Annotated in this window: 22 protein-coding genes, 1 tRNA gene and 1 pseudogene; 20 read left to right on the top strand and 4 right to left on the bottom strand. The window is 58.6% G+C overall.

The annotated features are described in order from the left end of the window. The first annotated feature begins 65 nt into the window (after positions 1 to 65). From WA845_RS24970 to glpK, 9 genes are all read left to right on the top strand, one after another. A complete protein-coding gene (locus tag WA845_RS24970) occupies positions 66 to 839 on the top strand; it encodes a DeoR/GlpR family DNA-binding transcription regulator (RefSeq protein WP_006699927.1) in 774 nt (257 codons plus the stop codon). A 108-nt stretch (positions 840 to 947) separates the two neighbouring features. Continuing rightward, the gene (locus WA845_RS24965; protein ID WP_112555192.1) at positions 948 to 2,471 is read left to right on the top strand and encodes a glycerol-3-phosphate dehydrogenase; all 1,524 of its coding nucleotides are present in this window, start codon (positions 948 to 950) and stop codon (positions 2,469 to 2,471) included. Positions 2,472 to 2,507: 36 nt separating this feature from the next. Further along, positions 2,508 to 3,578: an ABC transporter ATP-binding protein gene (locus WA845_RS24960; protein WP_006699929.1), complete on the top strand. Its 1,071-nt coding sequence runs from the start codon at positions 2,508 to 2,510 to the stop codon at positions 3,576 to 3,578. Between the two features lie 12 nt (positions 3,579 to 3,590). Further along, complete coding sequence (locus tag WA845_RS24955) at positions 3,591 to 4,661, top strand: ABC transporter ATP-binding protein (protein WP_022563294.1); 1,071 nt, start codon at positions 3,591 to 3,593, stop codon at positions 4,659 to 4,661. A gap of 2 nt (positions 4,662 to 4,663) precedes the next feature. Then, positions 4,664 to 5,530 carry a carbohydrate ABC transporter permease gene (locus WA845_RS24950; protein ID WP_004437268.1) on the top strand — a complete coding sequence of 289 codons (867 nt, stop codon included), beginning with the start codon at positions 4,664 to 4,666 and terminating at the stop codon, positions 5,528 to 5,530. A 3-nt stretch (positions 5,531 to 5,533) separates the two neighbouring features. Next, the gene (locus WA845_RS24945) at positions 5,534 to 6,457 is read left to right on the top strand and encodes a carbohydrate ABC transporter permease (protein WP_112555194.1); all 924 of its coding nucleotides are present in this window, start codon (positions 5,534 to 5,536) and stop codon (positions 6,455 to 6,457) included. A gap of 2 nt (positions 6,458 to 6,459) precedes the next feature. After that, a complete protein-coding gene (locus tag WA845_RS24940) occupies positions 6,460 to 6,753 on the top strand; it encodes a DUF2160 domain-containing protein (RefSeq protein ID WP_004437276.1) in 294 nt (97 codons plus the stop codon). Positions 6,754 to 6,827: 74 nt separating this feature from the next. After that, positions 6,828 to 8,549 carry an ABC transporter substrate-binding protein gene (locus tag WA845_RS24935; RefSeq protein ID WP_112555196.1) on the top strand — a complete coding sequence of 574 codons (1,722 nt, stop codon included), beginning with the start codon at positions 6,828 to 6,830 and terminating at the stop codon, positions 8,547 to 8,549. Positions 8,550 to 8,618: 69 nt separating this feature from the next. Then, positions 8,619 to 10,118, top strand: coding sequence for a glycerol kinase GlpK (glpK, locus tag WA845_RS24930; RefSeq protein WP_112555198.1), 1,500 nt, complete (start codon positions 8,619 to 8,621; stop codon positions 10,116 to 10,118). 6 nt (positions 10,119 to 10,124) lie between these two features. Here glpK and WA845_RS24925 read toward each other — a convergent pair whose 3' ends face one another. Then, a complete protein-coding gene (locus tag WA845_RS24925) occupies positions 10,125 to 10,985 on the bottom strand; it encodes a LysR family transcriptional regulator (RefSeq protein WP_044459571.1) in 861 nt (286 codons plus the stop codon). Positions 10,986 to 11,083: 98 nt separating this feature from the next. Between WA845_RS24925 and WA845_RS24920 the strand changes: the two genes are divergently transcribed. Continuing rightward, positions 11,084 to 12,103, top strand: coding sequence for a bile acid:sodium symporter family protein (locus WA845_RS24920; protein ID WP_022563300.1), 1,020 nt, complete (start codon positions 11,084 to 11,086; stop codon positions 12,101 to 12,103). Positions 12,104 to 12,165: 62 nt separating this feature from the next. Here WA845_RS24920 and hspL read toward each other — a convergent pair whose 3' ends face one another. Further along, a complete protein-coding gene (hspL, locus tag WA845_RS24915; protein ID WP_004437287.1) occupies positions 12,166 to 12,648 on the bottom strand; it encodes a heat shock protein HspL in 483 nt (160 codons plus the stop codon). Between the two features lie 223 nt (positions 12,649 to 12,871). Here hspL and WA845_RS24910 point away from each other — a divergent pair, with 223 nt between their 5' ends. Together WA845_RS24910 and WA845_RS24905 are read left to right on the top strand one after the other, a co-directional pair. Continuing rightward, on the top strand, positions 12,872 to 13,021 hold the full coding sequence (locus WA845_RS24910) for a hypothetical protein (protein ID WP_162719215.1): 150 nt from the start codon (positions 12,872 to 12,874) through the stop codon (positions 13,019 to 13,021). Further along, positions 13,018 to 13,959 (top strand): alpha/beta fold hydrolase, encoded by a 942-nt coding sequence (locus tag WA845_RS24905; protein ID WP_045534631.1) that lies wholly within the window; start codon positions 13,018 to 13,020, stop codon positions 13,957 to 13,959. The genes WA845_RS24910 and WA845_RS24905 overlap by 4 nt, the downstream gene beginning before the upstream one ends. A gap of 21 nt (positions 13,960 to 13,980) precedes the next feature. On the opposite strand, the gene hisN is transcribed toward WA845_RS24905, so the two are convergent. After that, a complete protein-coding gene (gene hisN / locus WA845_RS24900) occupies positions 13,981 to 14,757 on the bottom strand; it encodes a histidinol-phosphatase (protein ID WP_035207365.1) in 777 nt (258 codons plus the stop codon). Positions 14,758 to 15,070: 313 nt separating this feature from the next. Next, a complete protein-coding gene (locus tag WA845_RS24895; protein WP_037090410.1) occupies positions 15,071 to 15,955 on the bottom strand; it encodes an N-formylglutamate amidohydrolase in 885 nt (294 codons plus the stop codon). 181 nt (positions 15,956 to 16,136) lie between these two features. Here WA845_RS24895 and cpdR point away from each other — a divergent pair, with 181 nt between their 5' ends. From cpdR to WA845_RS24855, 8 genes and pseudogenes are all read left to right on the top strand, one after another. Further along, positions 16,137 to 16,499 (top strand): cell cycle two-component system response regulator CpdR, encoded by a 363-nt coding sequence (cpdR, locus tag WA845_RS24890; RefSeq protein WP_003497910.1) that lies wholly within the window; start codon positions 16,137 to 16,139, stop codon positions 16,497 to 16,499. An 81-nt stretch (positions 16,500 to 16,580) separates the two neighbouring features. Next, positions 16,581 to 16,655, top strand: a tRNA-Val gene (locus tag WA845_RS24885). 285 nt (positions 16,656 to 16,940) lie between these two features. Then, entirely contained in the window at positions 16,941 to 17,954 is a 1,014-nt protein-coding gene (locus WA845_RS24880) for a substrate-binding domain-containing protein (RefSeq protein ID WP_112555200.1), read from the top strand. Between the two features lie 70 nt (positions 17,955 to 18,024). Continuing rightward, a pseudogene (locus tag WA845_RS24875) lies at positions 18,025 to 19,545 on the top strand (sugar ABC transporter ATP-binding protein). Between the two features lie 12 nt (positions 19,546 to 19,557). Continuing rightward, complete coding sequence (locus WA845_RS24870) at positions 19,558 to 20,559, top strand: ABC transporter permease (RefSeq protein WP_112555202.1); 1,002 nt, start codon at positions 19,558 to 19,560, stop codon at positions 20,557 to 20,559. A 41-nt stretch (positions 20,560 to 20,600) separates the two neighbouring features. Beyond that, positions 20,601 to 21,575 carry a sugar-binding transcriptional regulator gene (locus WA845_RS24865; RefSeq protein ID WP_004437314.1) on the top strand — a complete coding sequence of 325 codons (975 nt, stop codon included), beginning with the start codon at positions 20,601 to 20,603 and terminating at the stop codon, positions 21,573 to 21,575. Then, positions 21,572 to 22,570, top strand: a complete 999-nt coding sequence (locus WA845_RS24860; RefSeq protein WP_112555204.1) for an aldo/keto reductase — start codon at positions 21,572 to 21,574, stop codon at positions 22,568 to 22,570. The genes WA845_RS24865 and WA845_RS24860 overlap by 4 nt, the downstream gene beginning before the upstream one ends. A 116-nt stretch (positions 22,571 to 22,686) precedes the next feature. After that, on the top strand, positions 22,687 to 24,411 hold the full coding sequence (locus tag WA845_RS24855; protein WP_112555206.1) for a glycerol-3-phosphate dehydrogenase/oxidase: 1,725 nt from the start codon (positions 22,687 to 22,689) through the stop codon (positions 24,409 to 24,411). Positions 24,412 to 24,413 lie beyond the last annotated feature (2 nt).

The following is a 24,413-nucleotide window of genomic DNA, read 5'->3' as shown; positions in this document are numbered from 1 at the left end:
CTTGACATTGGTTTTTCGTTCGCTCTTCAATAAAACGAAAAAATTGAAAGAGGAGGGAGGGCGAAATGTTGCTCACACCGCGTCAGGATGAAATCGTCGCGCTGGCGAAAGCGAACGGGCGAGTGCTGGTCGACGAGCTGGCATCTCGGTTTTCCGTCACCCCTCAGACGATCCGCAAGGACCTGAACGACCTCTGCGATACCCGTGTTCTGACCCGCATCCACGGCGGCGCGCTTTTTCCAAGCGGCAATGAAAATGTCAAATACGAGGCTCGGCGGGCGATTGCTTCCGTGGAGAAGCAGGCGATCGGAGCCGCTGCCGCCGCTCTCATTCCCAACAATTCGTCGCTTTTCATCAACATCGGCACGACCACGGAGGCGGTGGGCGAAGCGCTGGCGGATCATCACGAACTGATGGTAATCACGAATAATATAAATGTTGCCAACAGGTTACGTGTTTTCCCGGGTATTGAGGTGGTGATTGCCGGTGGTGTCGTGCGCGGCTCCGATGGCGGCATTGTCGGCGAAGCGGCCGTGGATTTCATTCGCCAGTTCAAAGTGGATTTCGCCGTCATCGGCGTGTCCGCCATCGATGAGGACGGCGCCCTGCTGGATTTCGATTTCCGCGAGGTCAAGGTTGCGCAGGCAATCATCTCCAACGCGCGCCATGTGATTCTGGTATCGGATTCGCTCAAATTCGAACGGACGGCCCCTGTCCGCATCGGCCATCTTTCGCAGGTTCATACCTTCATCACCGATCATTGTCCGATTGATTCCATCCGCGGCATCTGCGCCGATCACGATGTCCGGCTGATCGAGACGGAGGCCCGCGGCACCTGATCCACCGGCTGTCGGAATTTCGTTTGACATTCGTTTTATCTTCGAATTAGATGGTCGTGCTTTCAATATATCGATGAGGAGAGCGTCGATGAAAGCGCGGGAGGGTGCATGTCTGACGAGGCAATTCACGATATTTTCGTGATCGGCGGCGGTATCAATGGCTGCGGCATTGCGCGCGACGCCGTCGGCAGGGGCTATTCCGTCGCACTTGCAGAAATGAACGATTTCGCCTCCGGTACGTCGTCTGCTGCAACCAAGCTCATTCATGGCGGCCTGCGTTATCTCGAACATTACGAGTTTCGCCTGGTGCGCGAAGCGCTGATGGAACGCGAGGTTCTGTGGGCCATGGCGCCTCATATCATCTGGCCCATGCGTTTCGTGCTGCCCTTCCAGAAGGGCGGTGTGCGTCCGGCTTGGCTCGTGCGTCTCGGGCTCTTCCTTTACGATCATCTTGGCGGCCGCAAGCTTCTGCCCGCCACCCGCTCGCTCGATCTGCGCCGTGATCCGGCCGGAAAGCCTTTGAAACCGATTTTCGCCCGGGCTTTCGAGTATTCCGACGGATGGGTCGATGACGCCCGCCTGGTCGTGCTGAACGCCCGTGATGCCGCTGACCGTGGCGCGTTGATCCTCAATCGGACGCAGGTGGTTTCCGCGCGGCGCGACGGCGCGTTCTGGCGGGTCGAGACGAGAAATGCCGCCGGAGAAACGCAGGTCCACCGGGCGCGGATGTTGGTGAATGCCGCCGGTCCATGGGTCGACAGGGTTCTGTCGGCGACCTTCGGAAAAAACAACGTTCACAATGTTCGCCTCGTCCAGGGCAGCCATATCATCGTGCGCAAGAAGTTCTCCGATCCGCGCGCTTACTTCTTTCAGAATCCGGATGGCCGCATCATTTTCGCCATCCCTTACGAACAGGATTTCACCCTGATCGGCACGACGGATCGCGACTATACCGGTGACCCCCGGGCTGTTAAGATCAGCGACGAGGAAATCAGCTATCTCTGCAGCGCGGCGAGTGAATATTTTGCCGAACCGGTGAAGCCGGCCGATATTGTCTGGACCTATTCCGGGGTGCGGCCGCTTTTTGATGACGGCGCGTCAAAAGCGCAGGAGGCGACGCGTGATTATGTCTTGAAGACCGAGGGGACCGACGGCGAGGCACCACTTCTCAATATTTTCGGCGGCAAGCTCACCACTTATCGGCGACTCGCCGAACATGCTCTTGAAAAGATCGGCGATGCGCTGGGAACAAAGGGAGCCCCATGGACAGCGGGTTCTCATCTGCCGGGCGGAAATTTCAATGTAGAAGCTTATGCTGCGGAGGTTTCTGCGCTGCTATCGCGTTATCCCTTCATGGAAAAGCGTCATGCGGAGCGGCTCGTACGCTGCTACGGCACCGATGTGGCGGCGATGATAGGCAATGCGACAGACGCGTCGGCGCTTGGGCGGCATTTCGGCGGCACGCTCTATGAAGCCGAAGTTCGCTGGCTGATGGCGCGGGAATGGGCGCTGACGGCGGAGGATATTTTGTGGCGCCGTACCAAGCAGGGGCTTTTTTTGACCCCCGACGAGGTGCGTGGGTTGGAGGACTACATCGATGACATTGCAGGTGGACGATTGAAGGCAATCTGACGATCCGGACAAAAGCGGAGGAGGCTTTGGATCACCATGCTTGAATTGCGAAATGTCTCGAAGATGGTGGGCGGTGACTATCATATTCATCCCACGGATCTGACGTTGCAGCGCGGAAGCCTGAACGTTCTGCTTGGACCGACGCTTTCGGGCAAGACGTCGCTCATGCGGCTTATGGCAGGGCTGGACAAGCCAAGCAGCGGCTCGATCCTGGTCAACGGCGAGGATGTGACCGGCTGGCCGGTCCAGAAGCGCAACGTCGCCATGGTGTACCAACAGTTCATCAACTATCCGGCGCTCAGCGTTTACGAAAACATTGCCTCGCCGATGCGGGTTGCGGGCAAGGATCAGGCAACCATCGACCGGGAAGTGAGAAAAGCCGCGGAGCTTCTGAGGCTTACACCCTATCTCGACCGTACGCCGCTCAATCTTTCCGGCGGCCAGCAGCAGCGCACGGCACTTGCCCGCGCCATCGTCAAGAACGCCACTCTGGTGCTGCTCGATGAGCCGTTGGCCAATCTCGATTACAAGCTGCGCGAAGAATTGCGCGAGGAGCTGCCGCGCATTTTCGCGGAGTCGGGCGCGATCTTCGTTTATGCCACCACAGAGCCGTCAGAGGCGCTGCTGTTGGGCGGCAATACGGCAACACTCAACGAGGGCAGGGTAACCCAGTTCAGTCGCACCATCGAGGTTTACCGGCGCCCGGTGGATATTGTGACGGCGGAAATTTTCGCCGACCCGCCGCTCAACACCATCGAGGTCATCAAGACGGGTGGAGCCTTTACCCGTGCTGATCGCGCAGTTGTCGCGGTGCCGGCGCACCTTGCCACCGTGCCGGATGGACCTTTGACCATCGCTTTCCAGCCGCATCATCTTTTCCCGCAGGCGAAGGGTGAAGCACGGCAATCCATACGGGCGCGGACGCTGATCTCGGAAATCGCCGGGTCGGAAAGCTTCGTGCATGTGGAATTTTCGGGCCGACGCTGGGTCATGCTGGCGCATGGCATCCACGACATCGAACCGGACAGGGATATCGAGCTGTTTCTCGATACAAGCCACCTGATGGCATTCGACGCAAATGGCCGCGCCATCGGCGAAGCGGCGTAAGGGGGATCGGTCATGGCACGTATCACGCTCGATCATATCCGCCACGCCTATAACGCCAAGGCGCAGGCTGCCGGCGATTATGCGCTGAAGGAGGTTCATCACGAATGGGAGGATGGCGGGGCCTATGCACTTCTCGGTCCCTCCGGTTGTGGTAAGACCACGCTGCTCAACATCATTTCTGGCCTGCTGCGCCCCTCCGAAGGCCGCATCGCGTTCGACGGAACAGACGTCACGGATTTTGCGACTGAAGATCGCAATATCGCCCAGGTGTTCCAGTTCCCGGTCGTTTACGACACGATGACAGTTTACGACAATCTTGCTTTTCCGCTGCGCAACCGGCATGTGCCGGAGGCCGAGGTCGACCGCCGCGTGCGGGAAATCCTTGAGATGACCGACCTCTCCGGTATGGCCAAACGCAGGGCCCGCGGGTTGACGGCGGACCAGAAGCAGAAGATCTCGCTGGCGCGCGGCCTCGTACGCTCCGACGTCAACGCCATTCTCTTTGATGAGCCGCTGACGGTCATCGATCCGCATATGAAATGGGTGCTGCGCTCGCAGCTGAAGCGCCTGCATCGCCAGTCCGGTTTCACCATGGTCTACGTCACCCATGACCAGACCGAAGCGCTGACCTTCGCCGACAAGGTGGTGGTGATGTATGATGGCCAGATTGTCCAGATCGGCACGCCGGCTGAGCTTTTCGAGCGGCCGGGGCATACATTTGTCGGTTATTTTATCGGCTCGCCGGGCATGAATGTTCTGCCCGCCAATATCGAGGGGACGACGGCTGTAGTCGGCGGTCTTGGTGTGCCGCTGGCAGGTGCGCCGACGATCGCATCGGGGCAGCGCATCGAAATCGGCATCCGCCCGGAATTCGTCCGGCTGGAGCGCGGCGGCATGCCCATCACTGTCGATAAGGTCGAGGACATCGGCCGGCAGAAGATCGTGCGTGCCCGGTTCGCCGGCCAGAAACTCGCGATCGTCGTTGCGGAAGACGAGGAAATCCCGGCGGAGGCCGGTGTGCGCTTCGACCCGGCCGCCATCGGTGTTTTCGCCGATTCCTGGCGTGTAAAGATGGGGGCCTGACCATGGAAAAAAGCTGGAACAACAAGGCATGGTTCATGGTGCTGCCAGTGCTGGTGCTGGTCGCCTTCTCCGCCGTCATTCCGCTGATGACCGTCGTGAATTATTCGGTGCAGGACACCTTCGGCAACAACCAGTTCTTCTGGGCGGGAACGCAATGGTTCGAGGAAATCCTGGCGTCGGACCGGTTCTGGGATGCGCTGGGGCGCAACCTGCTATTCTCCGGCATCATCCTCGCGATTGAAATTCCGCTCGGCATCTTCATCGCACTCAAAATGCCGAAATCCGGCATCGGCGTGCCGATCTGCCTCGTCACCATGGCACTGCCGCTGCTGGTGCCGTGGAATGTGGTGGGCACGATCTGGCAGGTCTTCGGGCGCAGCGATATCGGACTTCTCGGTTATTACGCCAATCAGCTCGGGCTCGACTACAACTATGTCAACGATCCCGTCGATGCCTGGATTACCGTCGTCATCATGGATGTGTGGCACTGGACGAGCCTTGTCGTGCTTCTGTGTTATGCCAGCCTGGTTTCCATTCCTGACGCCTATTATCAGGCGGCAAGGATCGATGGCGCGTCGCGTTTTGCGGTGTTCCGGTTCATCCAGCTGCCGAAGATGAAACGGGTGCTGCTGATCGCCTTCCTGCTGCGCTTCATGGACAGTTTCATGATCTATACCGAACCCTTCGTCGTCACCGGCGGCGGCCCGGGCAATTCCACAACCTTCCTGTCCATCGATCTCGTGAAGATGGCACTTGGCCAGTTCGACCTCGGCCCGGCAGCGGCCATGTCGCTGATCTACTTCCTCATCATCCTGCTGTTATCGTGGGTGTTCTATACCGTGATGACCAGCCACGACGCGGAGACCTGAGTCATGAGCGCCTCCAATGTCACGACCGGCGTGGAACGTAACGGCTTGGTCTCCGGCTCGTCGGGCGTTGACACGTCGGCAAGACCCAGCTTTGCCGCAACGGCGCGCTCACGCCGCCATCACGGGCCATCCCGGTTTTCCTGGCTGGTGCCGACCATCTACATCCTGCTTCTGCTCGTGCCGATCTACTGGCTTATCAATATGAGCTTCAAGACGAATGCGGAAATCGTCTCTTCCATGACGCTCTATCCGCATCAGCCGACGCTGCAGAACTACAGGACGATCTTCACCGATTCATCCTGGTATTCCGGCTATATCAATTCGATCATCTATGTCGTCATGAACATGGTGATCTCGGTGGCTGTCGCGCTGCCAGCGGCCTATGCCTTTTCGCGTTACCGTTTTCTCGGCGACAAGCACCTGTTCTTCTGGCTTTTGACCAACCGCATGGCGCCACCGGCGGTCTTTGCGCTGCCGTTCTTTCAGCTTTATTCCGCTTTCGGGCTGATCGACACGCATATTGCGGTGGCGCTCGCGCATTGCCTGTTCAACGTGCCGCTGGCGGTTTGGATTCTCGAAGGTTTCATGTCCGGCGTGCCGAAGGAAATCGACGAGACCGCCTATATTGACGGCTACTCCTTTCCGAAATTCTTCGTGAAGATCTTCATGCCGCTCATCGCTTCCGGCATCGGCGTCGCCTGCTTCTTCAGCTTCATGTTCTCGTGGGTCGAGCTTCTGATCGCCCGCACGCTGACCACCACGGACGCAAAACCGATCGCCGCGACGATGACGCGCACCGTTTCTGCTGCCGGCATGGACTGGGGCCTGCTTGCCGCTGCCGGCGTGTTGACGCTGATACCCGGCGCTCTGGTGATCTGGTTCGTGCGCAATTACATCGCCAAAGGCTTTGCGCTGGGAAGGGTTTGACCATGACGAAGATGCCCGATTTTACCTGGATGGCGTGGACGTGGCAGACGGCGGCCTTTTTCGGCACCATCGCGGTTTTGCTGGTCGGCATGTGGTTCTGGGAACGTCTCTCGCCTGGCGGCAATCCCCGCTTCGGCCTGTTGCGCTTCGAAACGACGCGTGGTGACAGGCTGTTCATCTCGCTGCTTGGCAGCGCCTTCATTCATCTCGCATGGCTCGGGCTGGTCGGCCCGAACCTGTGGTGGGCTCTCGCTCTATCCGTGGTCTACGCCGTTGGCGTTTTCCGTTTTGTCTAGAGCAGGAAAAGATGCGGCGGAGGAAAACCGCATCTCGCAGACTTCATGCAATCGCAACCCTTGGGAGGACTGATATGCGACGGCATCTGATGACGACGACGGCAGCCATGCTGCTGGCAATGACAGGTTCGGCTTTTGCCGGAATGGAGGAAGCAAAGCAGTTTCTGGACAAGGAAATCGGCGACATGTCGGCGCTTTCCCGTGCAGAGCAGGAAAAGGAAGTACAATGGTTCATTGATGCCGCGAAGCCTTTCGCGGGCATGGAGATCAAGGTCGTATCCGAATCCCTGACGACGCATGAATATGAATCAAAGGTTCTGGCGCCTGCATTTACCGCCATTACCGGCATCAAGGTGACGCACGACCTTATCCAGGAAGGTGACGTTGTCGAAAAGATCCAGACCCAGATGCAGACCGGCCAGAACCTTTACGATGGCTGGGTCAACGACAGCGACCTCATCGGCACCCATTGGCGTTACCAGCAGGTGCGCAACCTGACGGACTTCATGGCCAATGAGGGCAAGGATGTCACCAATCCGGGTCTCGACCTAAAGGACTTCATCGGCAGCGCGTTCACGACGGCACCGGACAAGAAGCTCTACCAGCTTCCCGACCAGCAGTTCGCAAACCTCTACTGGTTCCGTTACGACTGGTTCAACGACGACAAGAACAAAGCGGACTTCAAGGCCAAATACGGCTACGACCTCGGCGTTCCCGTCAACTGGTCGGCCTATGAGGACATCGCCGAATTCTTCACCGGCCGCGACGTCGGCGGCAAGAAGGTCTTCGGCCATATGGACTACGGCAAGAAGGACCCCTCGCTCGGCTGGCGATTCACCGATGCCTGGCTTTCCATGGCCGGCAATGGCGACAAGGGCCTGCCAAACGGCCTGCCGGTCGATGAATGGGGCATCAAGGTCAATGACAAGTCGCAGCCGGTCGGCTCCTGCGTGGCGCGCGGTGGTGATACCAATGGTCCCGCTTCGGTCTATTCCATCGAGAAATATCTCGAATGGCTGAAGAAATATGCGCCGCCGGAAGCGCAGGGCATGACCTTCTCCGAGTCAGGCCCGGTGCCGGCACAGGGCAACATCGCCCAGCAGATCTTCTGGTACACGGCCTTTACTGCCGACATGGCCAAGCCCGGCCTGCCTGTGGTGAACGAGGACGGTTCGCCGAAATGGCGCGTCGCACCCTCGCCGCACGGCGCCTACTGGAAGGACGGCATGAAGCTCGGTTATCAGGATGTGGGTTCCTGGACGTTGATGAAATCCACGCCAGACGACCGCGCCAAGGCCGCATGGCTCTATGCGCAGTTCGTGACCTCAAAGACCGTGGATGTGAAGAAGAGCCATGTCGGTCTCACCTTCATTCGTGACAGCACCATCCATCACAAGAGCTTCACGGACCGGGCCTCCAAGCTCGGTGGTCTTGTCGAGTTCTATCGCTCGCCGGCCCGCGTTCAGTGGTCGCCGACTGGCACCAACGTTCCTGATTATCCAAAGCTGGCACAGCTCTGGTGGCAGGCAATCGGCGATGCGTCGTCGGGTGCCAAGACCGCACAGGCTGCCATGGACTCGCTCTGCGCTGAACAGGAAAAGGTCATGAGCCGCTTGGAACGTGCTGGCGTGCAGGGCGATATCGGCCCGAAGCTGGCGGAAGAGCATGATATCGAATACTGGAACAAGGACGCCGTTTCGAAGGGCAATCTCGCGCCGCAGCTAAAGATCGCCAACGAAAAGGAAAAGCCGGTCACCGTCAATTACGACGAACTGGTGAAAAGCTGGCAGAAGTGATGTCTGCATAAAATCTTAAATCGGGGCGGCTCTGCCGCCCCGTCATTGCGTTTAAAAGGGAGTGACATAATGGGCGGTTATATTCTGGCGATCGATCAGGGCACGACATCGACAAGGTCGATGGTCTTTGATCGCGACATGCGGGTCATCGGTGTCGGGCAGCGAGAATTTCCGCAGCATTTTCCTGCCTCCGGCTGGGTCGAACACGATGCCGAAGACATCTGGAAAAGTGTGCTTGAAACCATCCGACTTGCACTTGCCGATGCCGGCATCGCCGCAACCGATATAGAGGCGATAGGCATCACCAATCAGCGGGAAACGACGGTGCTGTGGGACCGCAACACCGGCGAAGCGGTGCACCGCGCCGTGGTCTGGCAGGATCGCCGTGCCGCCCCGGTCTGCGAGGATTTGAAAAGAAGGGGGCTGGAACCGCTCTTCTCTAAAAAGACCGGACTGCTGCTCGATCCATATTTTTCCGGCACGAAGCTGAAATGGCTCTTGGACAGCGTCAGCGGTCTTCGCGAAAGGGCGGGCAAGGGAGAAATCTGCTTCGGTACCGTCGACAGTTTCCTGATCTACCGTCTCACCGGCGGCCGCCGGCACGTGACCGACGCCACCAACGCCTCGCGAACGCTGATCTATAATATCGAAGACAATGTCTGGGATGATGAGCTCCTGTCCATCCTCGACATCCCCCGCGCCATGCTGCCGGAGGTTCTGGATTGCGCCGCCGATTTCGGCGTAACGGACAAGTCGCTTCTGGGCGCGGAAATTCCGATCCTCGGCGTTGCGGGCGACCAGCAGGCGGCGGTGATCGGCAACGCCTGCTTCGAGCCGGGCATGATGAAATCGACCTACGGCACCGGTTGCTTCGCACTTCTCAATACGGGCACAGACCGGGTGGCCTCCACAAACCGGCTGCTGACGACGATTGCTTATCGTCTCGACGGCGTGACGACCTATGCGCTGGAAGGCTCTATCTTCATCGCCGGGGCGGCGGTGCAGTGGCTGCGTGACGAGCTTGGTTTCATCTCGGTTGCATCAGAAGTCAGCGCGCTTGCCGAAAAGGCCGATCTAAAGCAGCGCGTTTATCTCGTGCCTGCCTTTACCGGTCTTGGCGCGCCTTATTGGGATGCCGAAGCGCGGGGTGCGATCTTCGGCCTCACACGCGGGACGGGCCCGGCGGAATTTGCCCGCGCGGCGCTCGAAAGCGTTGCCTATCAGACGTTCGACCTGCTGGATGCGATGCGCAAGGACTGGGCAGGTGACAATGGCAAGACGGTGCTGAGGGTCGACGGCGGCATGGTCGCCTCCGATTGGACGATGCAGCGGCTGGCAGATATTCTCGCCGCGCCCGTCGATAGACCGGTGTTTCTCGAGACGACAATCCTTGGTGCCGCCTGGCTTGCGGCCTCACGTGCCGGCATCTGGCCGGACCGCAAGGCCTTCGCCGACCATTGGCGGCGCGACCGCCGCTTCAGCCCCGAGATGGAAGAGAGCGAGCGGAAGAACGCTATCGCAGGCTGGCGCGACAGCGTCGGCCGTTGCCTCTCGAAACGGGACAATTAAGGCCGGTTACACGAAACTGCCGGGTGCGATGCTCTTGCTGGAAACGAGATCGGAAAGGGCGCGCACCAGCTCCGCCTCCGCGCCCTTGCTCGGTTGAAGCACGAATTCCACGTCTTCCAGCAGCGGCAGCACGCCTGCGGCAATCTCCTTCAGACCAGCCGGCGCCATGCTGCGCGGCTGCACCAGAATGCCCATGCCCGCCCTTGCTGCGGCGGTTAGTCCACTGAGACTGCCGCAGGTGCAGACGATCCGCCAGGCGAGACCGGCCCGGTCCAGTGCCTCCTGCGCCGCCTTCCGGGTGATGCTCGGTGGCGGAAAGGCAATCAGCGGGAGCGCATCCGGCTGGTTCAGCATCCGCTCAGGATCGCGCGCCAGCCAGACGAGCGGTTCGCGATAAAGGAAATGACCAAGCTTGTCGCCGAGACGACGCTTGGCCAACACCACGTCAAGTTCGCCATTGTCCTGCATCTGGTAAAGCACACCGCTCAGCGAGACCGTTAGTTCAAGGTCAACCAGCGGGTAAAGCCGAATGAATTCCTCCAGAATGGTCGTAAGGCGACTGGCGACAAAATCTTCCGACACACCAAGCCGCAGCCGACCGCGCAGGCGGCTTTCGCTGAAGAGCGAAGAGACCTTGCTATCGATTTCAAGCATGTTGCGAGCGTAACCGAGTAATGCCTCACCCTCGCCGGTCAGTTTTACCTGATGGGTGTTGCGTGCGATCAATCGGCGGCCAAGGGAGGCCTCAAGCCTTTGAATATGCTGGCTGACAGTAGATTGGCCAATGCCGAGCCGTTCGGCAGCAAGGGTAAAACTACCGGTTTGCTGGAGCATGACGAAGCTGGCAAGATGTTGAAGGTTCAGCATTATCTCAAATCATGATAACTGTTAATCTTTGCATCCGAAATCATGATGAGCGATAGTGGCGCGCGTTTCAAGCAAAACCGCTGCCGGAAAGACCTCCCATGACCCGCTTCCTGCCCGACCGTTTCACCATGATGCTGGTGGCCACCGTAATTCTGGCTTCCATCCTGCCGATCAGCGGCGAGCCGGCAGAATATTTCGGGCTTGCGACAAAACTCGCGATCGCTCTGCTGTTCTTCCTGCACGGCGCGCGGCTTTCGCGGGATGTGGTGATTGCGGGCATCCTGCACTGGCGTCTGCATCTGGCGATCCTGCTCGTGACCTTCGGCCTTTTCCCGCTTCTTGGTGTGGCGATAGGCTTCATTCCCGAAAGCATCCTGCCGGCACCGCTCTATATGGGCGTGCTGTTTCTCTGTGTGCTGCCATCCACCGTGCAGTCATCCATCGCCTTCACGTCAATGGCGGGCGGAAACGTGCCGGCGGCGATTTGTTCAGCCTCGGCTTCGAATATTTTCGGCATGTTCCTGACGCCGTTGCTGGTTGGCCTGCTGTTCACGGTCGGCGGCCATGGCGGCGGATTTTCGCTGGATGCTTTCCTGCAAATCTTCCTGCAGCTGCTTCTGCCTTTCATCGTCGGTCAGGTCCTGCAGCCCTGGATTGGTGACTGGATCAGGGCGCGCAAGAAATTGCTTTCTCCGGTCGATCGCGGCTCCATTCTTATGGTCGTTTATCTCGCCTTTTCCGATGCGGTCATCGAGGGCATATGGCACACGTTTTCGCTCCGGGATATCGGTGTGGTCATCGTCATCAATATCCTGCTGCTGGCGCTTGTCCTATGTGTGACGATGTTCGGCAGCCGGCTATTGGGTTTCGACAAGGCCGATGAGATCACCATCACCTTCTGCGGCTCGAAAAAGAGCCTCGCCAGCGGCGTGCCCATGGCCGGCGCGATCTTCGCCGGCCAGAGCATCGGTGCCATCGTTTTACCGATCATGCTCTTTCATCAGATCCAGTTGATGGTCTGCGCTGTCCTTGCCCAGCGTTATGCCCGCAAGGCCCATGAAAAGGCAGCGATAGCCGAAGCGGCTGCGGCAGAAGGCGCCGCAGCCTCCGCTCGATAAAACGCGCTCCCGCCAACAAAAACGGCCCCTCAAGGGGGCCGTCTGTCTTGCATGTGGAATACTTAGTTGACCTGAGCCGGGGTAACCTGGGCTTCGATGGTCTTCGGCGCATCGGCGCTGTCGGACGAGATCGCAATGCGGCGCGGCTTCATGGCTTCCGGAATATTGCGAACGAGATCGATGTGAAGCAGGCCATTCTTCAGGGAAGCGGTCTGAACTTCTACGTGGTCGGCAAGCTGGAAGCGGCGTTCGAAGGCGCGCGTGGCGATGCCGCGATACAGAAATTCGCCTTCCGTCGTCTTCTCATCCGTGGCCTTCTCGGCTTTCACGGTCAGCGCATTGGCGCGGGATTCGATGCTGAGTTCATTTTCATCGAAACCGGCAACCGCCATGGTGATGCGATAGGTATTCTCACCGGTCCGCTCGATATTGTAGGGCGGATAGGACTGGGCCTGCTCGGGCTGGCCGAGGCCGTCAAGCATCGAAAAAAGGCGGTCGAAGCCCACGGTGGAACGATAGAGAGGGGAAAAATCAACGTGACGCATGGTGTCCTCCTTAAGAAGCGACTGTTTGCGGTTAAGTCCGCCATCCCATTCTGGCGACGGTCGGACATTTGGCGCGGCCCCGCTTTGGCGACCGCATGAAGGAGATGGGAATGGCGTCGCGCGGCGTCAAGGGGTGGATGCAACATGAACCATGTCTGAACATCCGGTTCCGGCATCGTTCAGTTTGAGAGCCATAAAACTCCCGTCATCGGAGACATTCTCCGTGGACAGAAGCAATAACGTCCCTTCTTCTTCTGTCTTACTCGCCGGAACCGCGACTGCTTTAACCGACGGTTCCGGCAATTTTTTCTTTGACCTTCCCGCGCTGCCGACCTATCCGAAAAGAGTTGAAAAGCCGGAAAAAGACCGATGATCGAAGCCACATTGCGCGCCAGTGAAGACAATCCGGTTCCCGACAGCCATGTGGTTGGATATTTTTCTGGCCATGGCGGCAAACAGCTCCGCTATGCGATCTTTCGAACCCATCGTCATGTTGCCCGCGGAACGGTGGTTCTGCTGCATGGCAGAAACGAATGTATCGAAAAATATTTTGAAACAGTGGCCGATCTGACGGCCATGGGCTTCTGGGTCGCGACGTTCGATACGCGCGGGCAGGGCGGTTCCGAACGGCTGCTGAAAAGGCCGGGTGCCGGGCACGTGCGGCGCTTTTCCGATTATCAGCACGACATCAGCCTTTTTCTGGAACAGGTGGTGCTTCCGGATACGAGGCTGCCGTTCTTCATGATTGCACATTCTACCGGCGCGCTTGCCGCGCTTGCCGCAGCGCCGGGGCTCGCGAACAGGATTGATCGGCTGGCGCTTTGTTCGCCCTTCATCGAACTCGACAGTCAGCAATCCGTCCCGTCATCCGTTATCCGGCTGGTCGCCACGGCTTTGAGCCTTGCCGGCCTGGGAAGGGTTCAGCTTGGCAGGGACCAGCGCGAACGGGATTTTGACGGCAATCCGCTAACCTCGGACGCAAAACGTTTCGCAAGGAATCTCTCGCTGCACAGGCAGTTTCCGGAACTGTTCATTGGCGCGCCAACGGCCCGCTGGGTCTATGAGGCATTGAAGACCATGGGCCGCGTGACCCGTCAGGATCATCTGACGAACATAACCATTCCTACCCTCATTCTGGCGCCCATGCTGGATACGATAACGCCCTATAAGGCGCAGGAAGAGCTGTCGCGCAATTTCCGGGCAGCGCAGCTTCTTCCCATCACCGGCGCGCGTCATGAACTGCTGCATGAGCGGGATGTTTTCCGCAAGCAGGCACTGGCCGCCATCGACGCGTTTTTCGCGCCGGAGTGATGGCCGCCTTGCAGGGCAGGTCTATAGTCTGGAGAGAATGGCAAGCGCCTGTTCGTGTACGGATCTGGAGCCGGCGGCCAGAATGCGGCCGCCATTTTCAGGACGGCCGCCATCCCATGTGGTGATGATGCCGCCGGCCTGCTCGATGACCGGAATAAGTGCGCCCACATCGTAGGGCTTCAGGCCGGATTCAATGACGAGATCGACATGACCCGCGGCCAGCAGGCAATAGGCGTAACAATCCACGCCGTAGCGGAAAAGGCGGACCTGATCCTGCACCTTTTCGTAGAAGGGCTTTTCCTCGGCGGTGAAAATATGGGGTGTTGTGGTAAAAAGTATTGCGTCCGATAGCGAAGCGCAGTCACGCGTGCGGATGGTTCGTTCGCCCTCGGGTCCGAAATACCAGGCGGAGGTGCCGTCGGCAAAGTAACGCTCCCTGGTGAAGGGCTGGTCCATCATACCCATCGTGGCGCGGCCGGCAGACTGGAAGCCGATCAGAGTTCCCCATACGGGCACGCCGGAAATGAAGGCGCGTGTGCCGTCAATGGGGTCGATGACCCAGACATGCTCGCGGTCGAGACCGACATTACCATGTTCTTCCCCAAGGATGCCGTGCTGGGGAAAACGAGCCTCGATGAGCGCACGAATGGCGCTTTCGGCCGCTTGATCGCCTTCCGTCACCGGATCATAGCCGCCATCCTGCTTGTTGGTAACGGCAACGCCCGTGCGAAAGCGGGGAAGCGTTTCGGCGCTGGCCGCATCAGCAAGTTCGAAGAAGAAATTCCGGTCGGGCAGCATGCGAAACCTCATTGCGTGAATTGATGGCCTCAATTGTGTGGCGAAATGCATAGACCGGAATCACATCCGCCGTCCACTCGTATGGTGACGAAGCCGCGGTTTCCATATTTTCGGCAAAAGCACAAAAAACATGCAAAAAATAAAATGATTGACAATTGTGCAATTACTGCGTAGCGTGATGCTACAGTCTTTGACTGTAAATACCCTCCTTGGGTGTTTCCTCCCTAGACTTGACCGCGCCAAGGCGCGGTTTTTTTTGCCCGGCGCACAGCCAGGCAAGGGGCGAACGATTTAATTGAGAAGCTTGGCTGTGCTATTCGGCGGCGAGCGAAGTTTCGATCGCATATTCCGACACGAAAGCCCCGAGCTGGCGCATGAATATTTCCAGCGAAGCCTGAATGGCGGGGAAATCGCCTTTCTTCAAAAGCGTTTTTTCATCGACATAAAGCGACCGGTTGACCTCTATCTGCAGCGCGTGAAGCGAGCGTATGGGACGGCCGTAATGTTCGGTAATGAAGCCGCCGGCATAGGGCTTGTTGCAGACGGCGACGAAGCCAAGTTCTTCGAGGAAATGCAGGGCCGCACGCGAGACTTCCTGGGAGGCGCTGGTGCCGTAGCGGTCGCCGATAATAACATCAGGTCTGAGGTTTGACCCGGTGACCCGGATGTTGCCGGGCATCGAATGGCAATCAATCAGGACCGCCATGCCAAAATGTGCGTGCGTGCGGGACAGCAGGCGGCGCAGACAGGCGTGGTAGGGTTTGTATATGGTCTCGATACGGGAGAGGGCTTCATCCACCGGCAGGCGATGGGCATAAATATCCATGTTTTCCGCAACGATACGCGGCACGGTGCCAAGGCCGCCTGCAACCCGCATGGAGCCGATATTGGCGTAGGGCGGCAAGGTGCCCTCGAACATGCGGGGATCGAGCTCGTAGGGCTCTCGATTGACGTCGAGATAGGCGCGCGGAAAATTCGCTTTCAACAGCGGCGCGCCAATCTCTGGGGCGGCGCCGAAAAGCTCGTCGACGAAGTGGTCCTCGGAACGACGGATGTCATGCGAATCGAGCCGCGCCGACTCTAGGAAGGAGATGGGATAGCAGCGGCCGCTATGGGGGGAATTATAGACGAATGGCAGGGTTTGAACGGCAGGTTCCGTTACTTCGAACAGCTCATATTCACCTGTTACCCAGTCCATTCAGGCCATTTACCATGTCGCAAACTATCAGGAGGTTCATGTTGCCAGTTACGGTGCGGCAAGTCCATACTGTCGCCCAAGTAGCGCTATACCGATTCACGTGTTCACAGGATATTTACCGTGAAAATCCTATAATCGGGCTAGGGTATTCCAAACATTGAGCAGTTACGGTCACTTAACCATGAATCAGAAAATTCTTCTCGCTGAAGACGATAACGATATGCGCCGCTTCCTCGTCAAGGCGCTGGAAAAAGCCGGTTACAAGGTTTCTTCCTTCGACAATGGCGCAAGCGCTTACGACCGGCTGCGCGAGGAGCCCTTTTCCCTTCTGCTCACCGATATCGTCATGCCCGAAATGGACGGTATCGAGCTTGCACGACGCGCGACCGAACTCGACCCGGACCTGAAAGTCATGTTCATCACCGGCTTTGCAGCGGTTGCGCTGAATGCCGATTCGAAGGCTCCGAAGGACGCCAAGGTGCTTTCCAAGCCGTTCCATCTGCGCGATCTGGTGGATGAGGTCAACAAACTCCTTGTGGCGTAAGGCCTCTCAAAAAACCTTCACAAAACCGAAAAAAAGCAGTTGACGCATGAACCGGTTTTGTGGTCTATCCGCCGCCACGGAGGGCGTGTAGCTCAGCGGGAGAGCACTACGTTGACATCGTAGGGGTCACAGGTTCAATCCCTGTCACGCCCACCATCCGAATTCATAAAGGGGTTTCTGAGCAGTCGGAAACCCTTTTTTCGTTTCTCCTTCAGCCCAGCCCTTTTTCCTCGGAAGCGATTTCTGTCGCTGCTGGCTTTCGCCTGCGCACGAGCTTCAAGTCACTGCGATGGCGGGGTATGTTTGCAATAAATTTCGCATTGAAAAATAAAATTCAGTGCCGTTGACGTCTCCAGTTTTTCCAGCTATCCCATCAGCATGCAATAAATTACAGAGACTAAAATTTATTGCGCGACAAGTCATTATCCTTGGGGGGGGAATATGTTGGCTTTTCTGAAATCGACCGTCGCTGCGGGTGTATTGGCCGTGGCGCTTGCTGCTGGCCCCGGTTCGCCGGCCGCCGCCGCAGGCAAGTTTGCCTGTGAACCCGGCGAAACCTATGTGATGAATGTCATGGTTTCCAGCCATCCCTATTGGGTGCCGGTATTTGAAGGGTTCAAGCAGGCCGCCAAGGCGCTCGGCTGCGAAGCTGTTTTCACCGGCACGCCGGAATATGACATCACAAAGCAGATCGCGTCCTTCGAGCAGGAGCTGGTGAAGAAGCCGAAAGGCGTTCTCCTGCACCCGATGCAGGCCGATCCTTTCATCGAGCCGATCAACAAGGCGATCGCCTCAGGTGTATCCGTCACCACTTTTGCCGCCGATTCTCCGAAGTCGAAGCGCACCGCCTATATTACCTCGGACAATGTCGCAGAGGCGAAGTTTGCGGCTGACGAAATCGTCAAGAAGCTCGGCGAAAAAGGCGAATATGCCGTTCTGGAAAATCCGGGCCAAAGCAACCATGATCTGCGCGTTACCGCCCTCATAGACTATATGGGGCGGACTTATCCGCAGATGAAGCTCGTTGGCCGGCAAGCGACCAACCAGGATGCAAACGTCGCTTATCAGGCAACCGCCGCACTACTGCAGGCCAATCCCAATCTCGGTGCATTGTGGATCCCTGAGGCCGGTTCGGCTGAAGGTGCGACGACCGCCGTTCTCGAGGCAAAAAAGAAGGTCCTGATCCTGCATGCGGATATCACGCCGGCAACGCTGGAACACATCAAGCAGGGTAATATCTATATGGCCATCAATCCCAATCAGGGGGTTCAGGGCTTCATGGGTTTCATGAACACGTTTCTCGGTGCTCATTCGGACCTGATCGACCCGTTCAACGACTACAAGGTCTCCGGCTTCAACCCGATGCAGGTGCCTTCGATGGACAATGGTTTTGCAGTCATCACCAAGGCCAATGCCGCCTCCTTCGATCTCAACGAATATATGAAGGGGCGCTGAGGCGTCGATCTGGACCCGGCGAGGTTTACGCCTCGCCGGCCATGTGGGAAAGCCGGTTCGGGAGGGCGTTATGGGTGAGGTCATCCTCAGCATGACGAATATTCATAAGGCATTCGGGCCCGTGAAGGCGCTGCGGAGTGCTGCACTTGACCTGCGGCGCGGCGAAATCCACGCGCTGGCCGGGGAAAACGGTGCCTGAAAGTCGACGCTGATGCATATCATTGACGGCATTCTGCAGCCCGATGGAGGGGAGATCCTGCTGGATGGCAAGCCGGTCAAGATATCCTCGCCTAATGTGGCGAACCGGCTCGGCATCGGTTTCGTGCATCAGGAGATCGCTCTTTGCCCTGATATTTCGGTTGCCGAAAACATGTTTATGTCAGAGACCGGTCGAAGCCGTTCCTGGTTCATGAATTACCGCGACCTGGAAAAGCGGGCGGCAGCGGTGCTGCGGGAGATCGGCGACATCGATCCCGCCAGCCGCGCGGGCGGCCTTTCGATTTCGCAGCAGCAGATCGTTGAGATTGCCAAGGCGTTGACGCTGGATTGCCGCATCCTGATCCTCGATGAGCCAACGGCAGCGCTGACAGAGACCGAAGCCCAGACACTTTTCCGGATCATGCACCGGCTGGCCGAGCGCGGCATTGCCATCATCTATATTTCGCATCGCATGGCAGAGATTTTCGAACATTGCGACCGCATCACCGTCATGCGCGACGGTTGCCATATCAGGACGGAGAATATTGCTGATATTTCCCCTGAGGAAGTCGTTAACAGCATGGTGGGACGGGTACTCGACAAGCTCTACCCGCCGAAGCTCTCGGATGATGAGAAATCTGACGACGTCATTCTCTCTGTTCGGGGTCTGAATGAAGGAAAGCGCGTTTTCGACGTCGGTTTCGATCTGCGTCGGGGTGAAATCCTGGGGTTGGCTGGACTGATCGGTGCGGGAAGAAGCGAGATCGCGCGGGCGGTCTGCCGGCTGGAGGGCAAGCCGACAGGCGAGGTTATGTTACGTGGCCGGCGGCTTGGCCTGAAAGACTATCGTGACAGCATCCGGGAAGGGATCGTTTATCTTTCCGAGGACCGCAAGGGGGATGGGCTGTTCCTGAACATGTCCATCGCCGCCAATGTCTCCGCGCTCGACATTGGCAGGATATCGAATGGCATGGGTTTCATCGAACGGCGCAAAGAGATGAAGCGCGCAGATGAGCTGGGGCGCCGGCTGAAACTGCGGGCGAACAGCGTCGGCGATTCCGTCTCGACCCTGAGCGGCGGCAACCAGCAGAAGGTGGCGCTGGCGAAGATGCTGTCGGTGGAACCGAAGGTCATCTTTCTGGATGAGCCGACACGGGGGGTGGATGTGGGTGCCAAGGCGGAAATCCACCGCCAGATCCGGGAACTGGCGCGTGAGGGGGTTGGCGTGGTCGTCATCTCTTCCGAACTGCCGGAACTCATCGGCGTCAGCGATCGTGTGCTTGTCGTGCGCGAGGGGCGCATCACCGGCCAGGTCGAGGGGGACGACATGACGGAGGAGAAGATCATGCAGCTCGCGTCGATCACTATTATGCAAAATGCGGCGGAAGCCTGAGGGAGCGGGAAAATGGCAACATCGGAAACACCTTCAAGCCTTGCCGGGACGGCGGTTCGCCGCACAGCGTGGTGGGAGCCGGCGCTCAAGGCGCGGGAAACCGGGCTGGTCGTAATCATTCTCGCGCTTTTTGCCGTGATGTCCTTCATCTCGCCGTACTTCCTGACCGTGGATAATCTGCGGGCCATGGCCATGGTCTTCGCCATCGAAAGCATCGTCGTGGTGGGCATGACGATCCTGCTGATCTCTGGTGGCATCGATCTTTCGGTGGGATCCGTTACGGCGCTTGCGATGGTGGCAGCCGGCTGGCTTTTCCTCAACGGCGTCGACCCCTGGGTGGCGGCGGGGTTGGCAATCTGCCTGACGACATTGGTCGGCATGGTCATGGGATTTCTGACCACGGTCATCGGTCTGCATCATTTCATCGTGTCGCTGGGCGTCATGGTCATTGCGCGCGGTGTTTGCCTGCTGGCGACCGGCGGGCGGCCGCTCGGGCTCTACTCCCTGCCGCCGGAATTCAAGTTCATCGGTCAGGGTGTGATTGGCGGCATACCGCTGGTGCTGATCATATTTATGGTGGTGGTCGTTTCTTTCGATCTGCTGCTGCGGCGCGCGACTGCTTTCCGCAAGGTTTTCTACACCGGCAGTAATCCCAAGGCCGCGGCCTATTCCGGCATCCGTGTCGGCCGCGTGGTCTTCACCACCACAACGCTTTGTTCGATGCTTTGCGGTGTTGCAGGTGTTATCTACATGGCGCGCTTCGGTTCTGCCCAGCCAAGCTTCGGCATCGGCATGGAACTCAACGTCATTGCGGCCGCGGTCATCGGCGGCGCCAGCCTTTCGGGCGGTTCGGGTACGATTCTTGGCGCGATCCTGGGAGCCATCCTTCTCTCGGTGGTTTCCAGTTCGCTTGCCTTGCTCAATGTGTCTGTCTACTGGCAGGACATCATCAGGGGCAGCATCTTGCTGGCTGCGGTACTGTTCGACCACTATCTGGTCAGGCGCCGCCGTTGAGCGCCGTTCGCTCGCCCGAAGGTAACTGGAGAAAGACGATCATGCTGGATATCAAGGACGATTTCGATCAACAGAGGCAGATGTATTCCGTCCTGGTGCTGCATTTCATCGAAGGGGTGAAACAGTCCGAAATCGCCGAGCGGCTCAACCTTTCCCACACCAAGGTGAACCGCATGATTGCGGCCGGCCGCAAGGCGGGCATGGTGAAGATCAGCATCTCCAGTCCTTATCAGCGGCTTGTGGACCTTGAAAACGAGATCACCCGCCGGTTTGGCCTTAGACAATCCGTCGTTACGCCAACGGTATCGGACAATCCGGAAACAGCCTTGCAAATGGTCGGGCGGGTGGCCGCAAACCATTTGCTGGAAACGATCCGCGACGGCGATGTGATCGCGATTACGGGCGGCAAGGCGGTGAGTGCGGTTGTCGACAATCTGCAGGCGGAGCGCCGTTTCGATGTGCGGGTAGTGCCGCTCACCGGCGGGGTGCAGGGCAAGCATTACACCGATGTCAATCATCTCGCCACGCAACTGGCGGAAAAACTTGGCGGCAGCGCCTCGCTGCTGCACGCACCGTTATTCGCCGAAGACGAGGAACAGCGCGATCTCCTCATGAATGTTGCGTCGATCCGTGAGGTTTTCGATCTTGCGCGTCAGGCGCAGGTGGCGCTGGTCGGCATTGGTTCGGTGGAGGCGCCAGGCTCTGGCTATTACGATCTTCTGCCGGATGCCGCCCGTGGCGGACAGGCGCTGGTGGATGCCGGCATTGCCGGCGAGTTTCTCGCCCACCTCACCATGGCGGACGGGCAGCTTGCCCGGATCGATCTCAACTCGCGCGTCGTGGCGCTGGACCCCGGGCAGCTTGCCCGGTGCCCAAACATCATCGGTGTCGCAGCAGGCGCCATCAAGGCCGGCCCGGTGGCGGCCACGCTTGCCGGCCACTATCTGACCTCGCTGGTCGTGGATGAAGCGATAGCCGGCTACTTATTGGATCATGAAGGAGGGGAGACCTCGTGACGGACAACGCAATATTGACCCGGACGATAGGCAAAAGCGGTATCAACGCATCTGCCGTGGGGCTTGGAACCTGGGCCATCGGTGGCTGGATGTGGGGCGGCACCGAGGAGCGGCAGTCCATAGCAGCCATCCAGGCCTCCATCGATGCGGGGATTTCCCTCATCGATACTGCGCCAGCCTATGGCATGGGGCTTGCCGAAACCATCGTTGGCAAGGCAATTGCCGGCAGACGCGACAAGGTGGTGCTGGTCAGCAAATGCGGGCTTGTGTGGCATGTGAATGAGGGCGCTTATTTCTTCCATCAGGATGGCAAGCCGGTTCACCGTTATCTCGGCGCCGTATCCATCCGGTACGAGATCGAAGAGAGCCTGAAACGGCTTGGGACAGATTATATCGACCACTACGTCACCCATTGGCAGGATGCGACGACGCCGATTGCCGAGACAGTCGGGGCTTTGGTGCGGCTGAAGGAAGAGGGGAAGATCCGTTCCATCGGGGCAAGCAACGTCTCGCAGGCCGATCTGGAAGCCTATATCGCCACCGGGGCACTGGATGCCATTCAGGAAGAATATTCCATGGTAAAGCGCGATATCGAGACGACGCTCCTGCCCGTTTGCCGGGAGAATGCCGTCTCGGTTCTCAGCTATTCGTCCCTGGCGCTCGGTCTCCTCTCGGGCAAGGTCGGGCCGGAGCGGGTTTTTGCGGAAGATGACCAGCGCCATGGCAATCCGCGCTTCAGCCAGGCCAACCGTGAAAAGATCGCGCGTTTGATCGGCGTGCTGAAACCGGTGGCGGCCGCCCATTGCGCCTCAGTGGCACAGGTGGTGATTGCCTGGACGATTGCCCAGCCGGGTATAACATTCTCGCTGTGTGGCGCACGCGATCCGGCTCAGGCGGTTGAAAACGCCGCCGCGGCGCGTCTTCGCCTCACAGAGAGTGAGTTGGCGCTCATCAGCACTGGTATCGCGGAGCATCTCGTGGGTCTCGATACCTGATTATGTAGCTGGAACGGGGTTTCAGGCGCACATCGCATAATTTCGTTCCCTTTCTCATGTCGCTTAACGGTCAACAACATTGGGACGCTGGTCATCAGCCAGCGAACGGTATTCCTATGCCCAGTTTTCGCGAGGACGCTCTCCATCGCATCCGGCAAGACGGTGATTTCGACGCTGTGGTCATCGGCGGCGGTATCAATGGCATCGCCGCCTATCGTGATCTTGCCCTGCAGGGGCTGAGAGTTCTTCTGGTCGAGCGCAGCGATTTCTCCTCGGGCTGCAGCGCTGCTCCCTCGCGGATGATCCATGGCGGCCTGCGTTATCTGGAAAACGGCGAATTCGGCCTGGTGGCGGAATCCCTGCGGGAGCGCGATGCACTTCTGAGGCTCGCACCGCATATGGTTCGGCCGCTGCCGACCACGATCCCGATTTTTTCGACTTTCAGCGGCCTGTTCAATGCGGCAGCAACCTTTGCCGGCTCCGGTGGGAAACCCGCAAGCCGGGGCGCGCTCGCCATCAAGGCGGGTCTGATGCTCTATGATTTCGTCACCCGCAAAAACCGCATGCTGCCCCGTCACGTCTTTCGCGGCGCGGCCGATACTTTGCAGCATTGGCCGGATCTGACACTGGAGATCAGATATTCCGCCACCTATTACGATGCTTGGATAAGCCAGCCCGAACGGCTTGCTCTGGAGCTTCTGATCGACAGCCAGTCGGATGCGCCGCAAAGCGTTGCACTGAACTATGCCGAACTCGTCCGTGCGGGTGATGAATATGGTCTGCGGACGGAGGAAGCGGACGAAATCCTGCCGATACGGCCCCGGATCATCATCAATGCAACTGGAGCCTGGATCGACGAGACGATCGGTGTATTGGCCGATGGCCCGGCGTCGGACAGGGCAAAACCCACCGTTTCAGGCACCAAGGGATCGCATCTGATCCTTGCCAATGAGGAACTTCTCAAGGCGCTGAACGGCCACATGATTTTCTTTGAAAACACGGACAACCGGGTCTGCATCCTCTTCCCTTATCTCGACCGGGTTCTTGCGGGATCGACCGATATCAAGGTGGATCGGCCCGAGCGGGTGCGCTGCGAGCCCGAGGAACGGGACTACATTCTGGACGCGATCCGGCAGGTCTTTCCGCAGATTGCCGTCGATCGCTCCGACATCGTCTTCAGTTTCAGCGGTATACGCCCGCTGCCGCGAAGCGATGCCGCCTTCACCGGGAAAATATCCCGCAGCCATTTCATCCACCGCGTTGCGAGTGATCCGCCGCAGCTCTGCATGATCGGCGGCAAGTGGACCACTTTCAGAGCTTTTGGCGAACAGGTGACCGACGAGGTTCTGGCCTTTCTTGGACGAAAGCGACTGACCGGCACCATGGACCGCGCAATCGGCGGCGGCAGGAATTTTCCGGCCGGTGCAGGCGGCCTGCCTGCCTTGTTGTCGGAGGAGTTTTCGATTGCCGAAGACCGGGCGGAGCATCTGGCCCTGGCTTACGGCTCCCGCGCGTTTGAGCTGATGGGTTTTTGCCGGGATCGTTCGGATGACGTGTGGCTTTCAGAAAAATCGCCGATCACGGCAGCGGAAGTGGTCTGGCTCATCCGTTGCGAACAGGTGCGGCACCTGACCGATCTCGTCCTGCGTCGCACGACGCTCGCCATCACCGGCGTCATCGATGCCGATCTGATCGACGCGATGCTCGCCGTCGCAGCGCGCGAGTTGGGTTGGCTGCCAAATCAGGCGTCAGCGGAACGTCAGCGGCTCATTCACGAGTTGGAGACCTTTTACGGGGTCACGCCGGCAATGCTTCAACACAGATGCAAGGAGAATGCATGATG

This window comes from Agrobacterium sp. CMT1 (assembly GCF_037203725.1).
GTDB classification, from domain to species: Bacteria; Pseudomonadota; Alphaproteobacteria; order Rhizobiales; family Rhizobiaceae; genus Agrobacterium; species Agrobacterium pusense.
The sequence above is the reverse complement of the archived record's forward strand: the minus strand, read 5'-3'. Positions and strand labels throughout refer to the sequence as shown.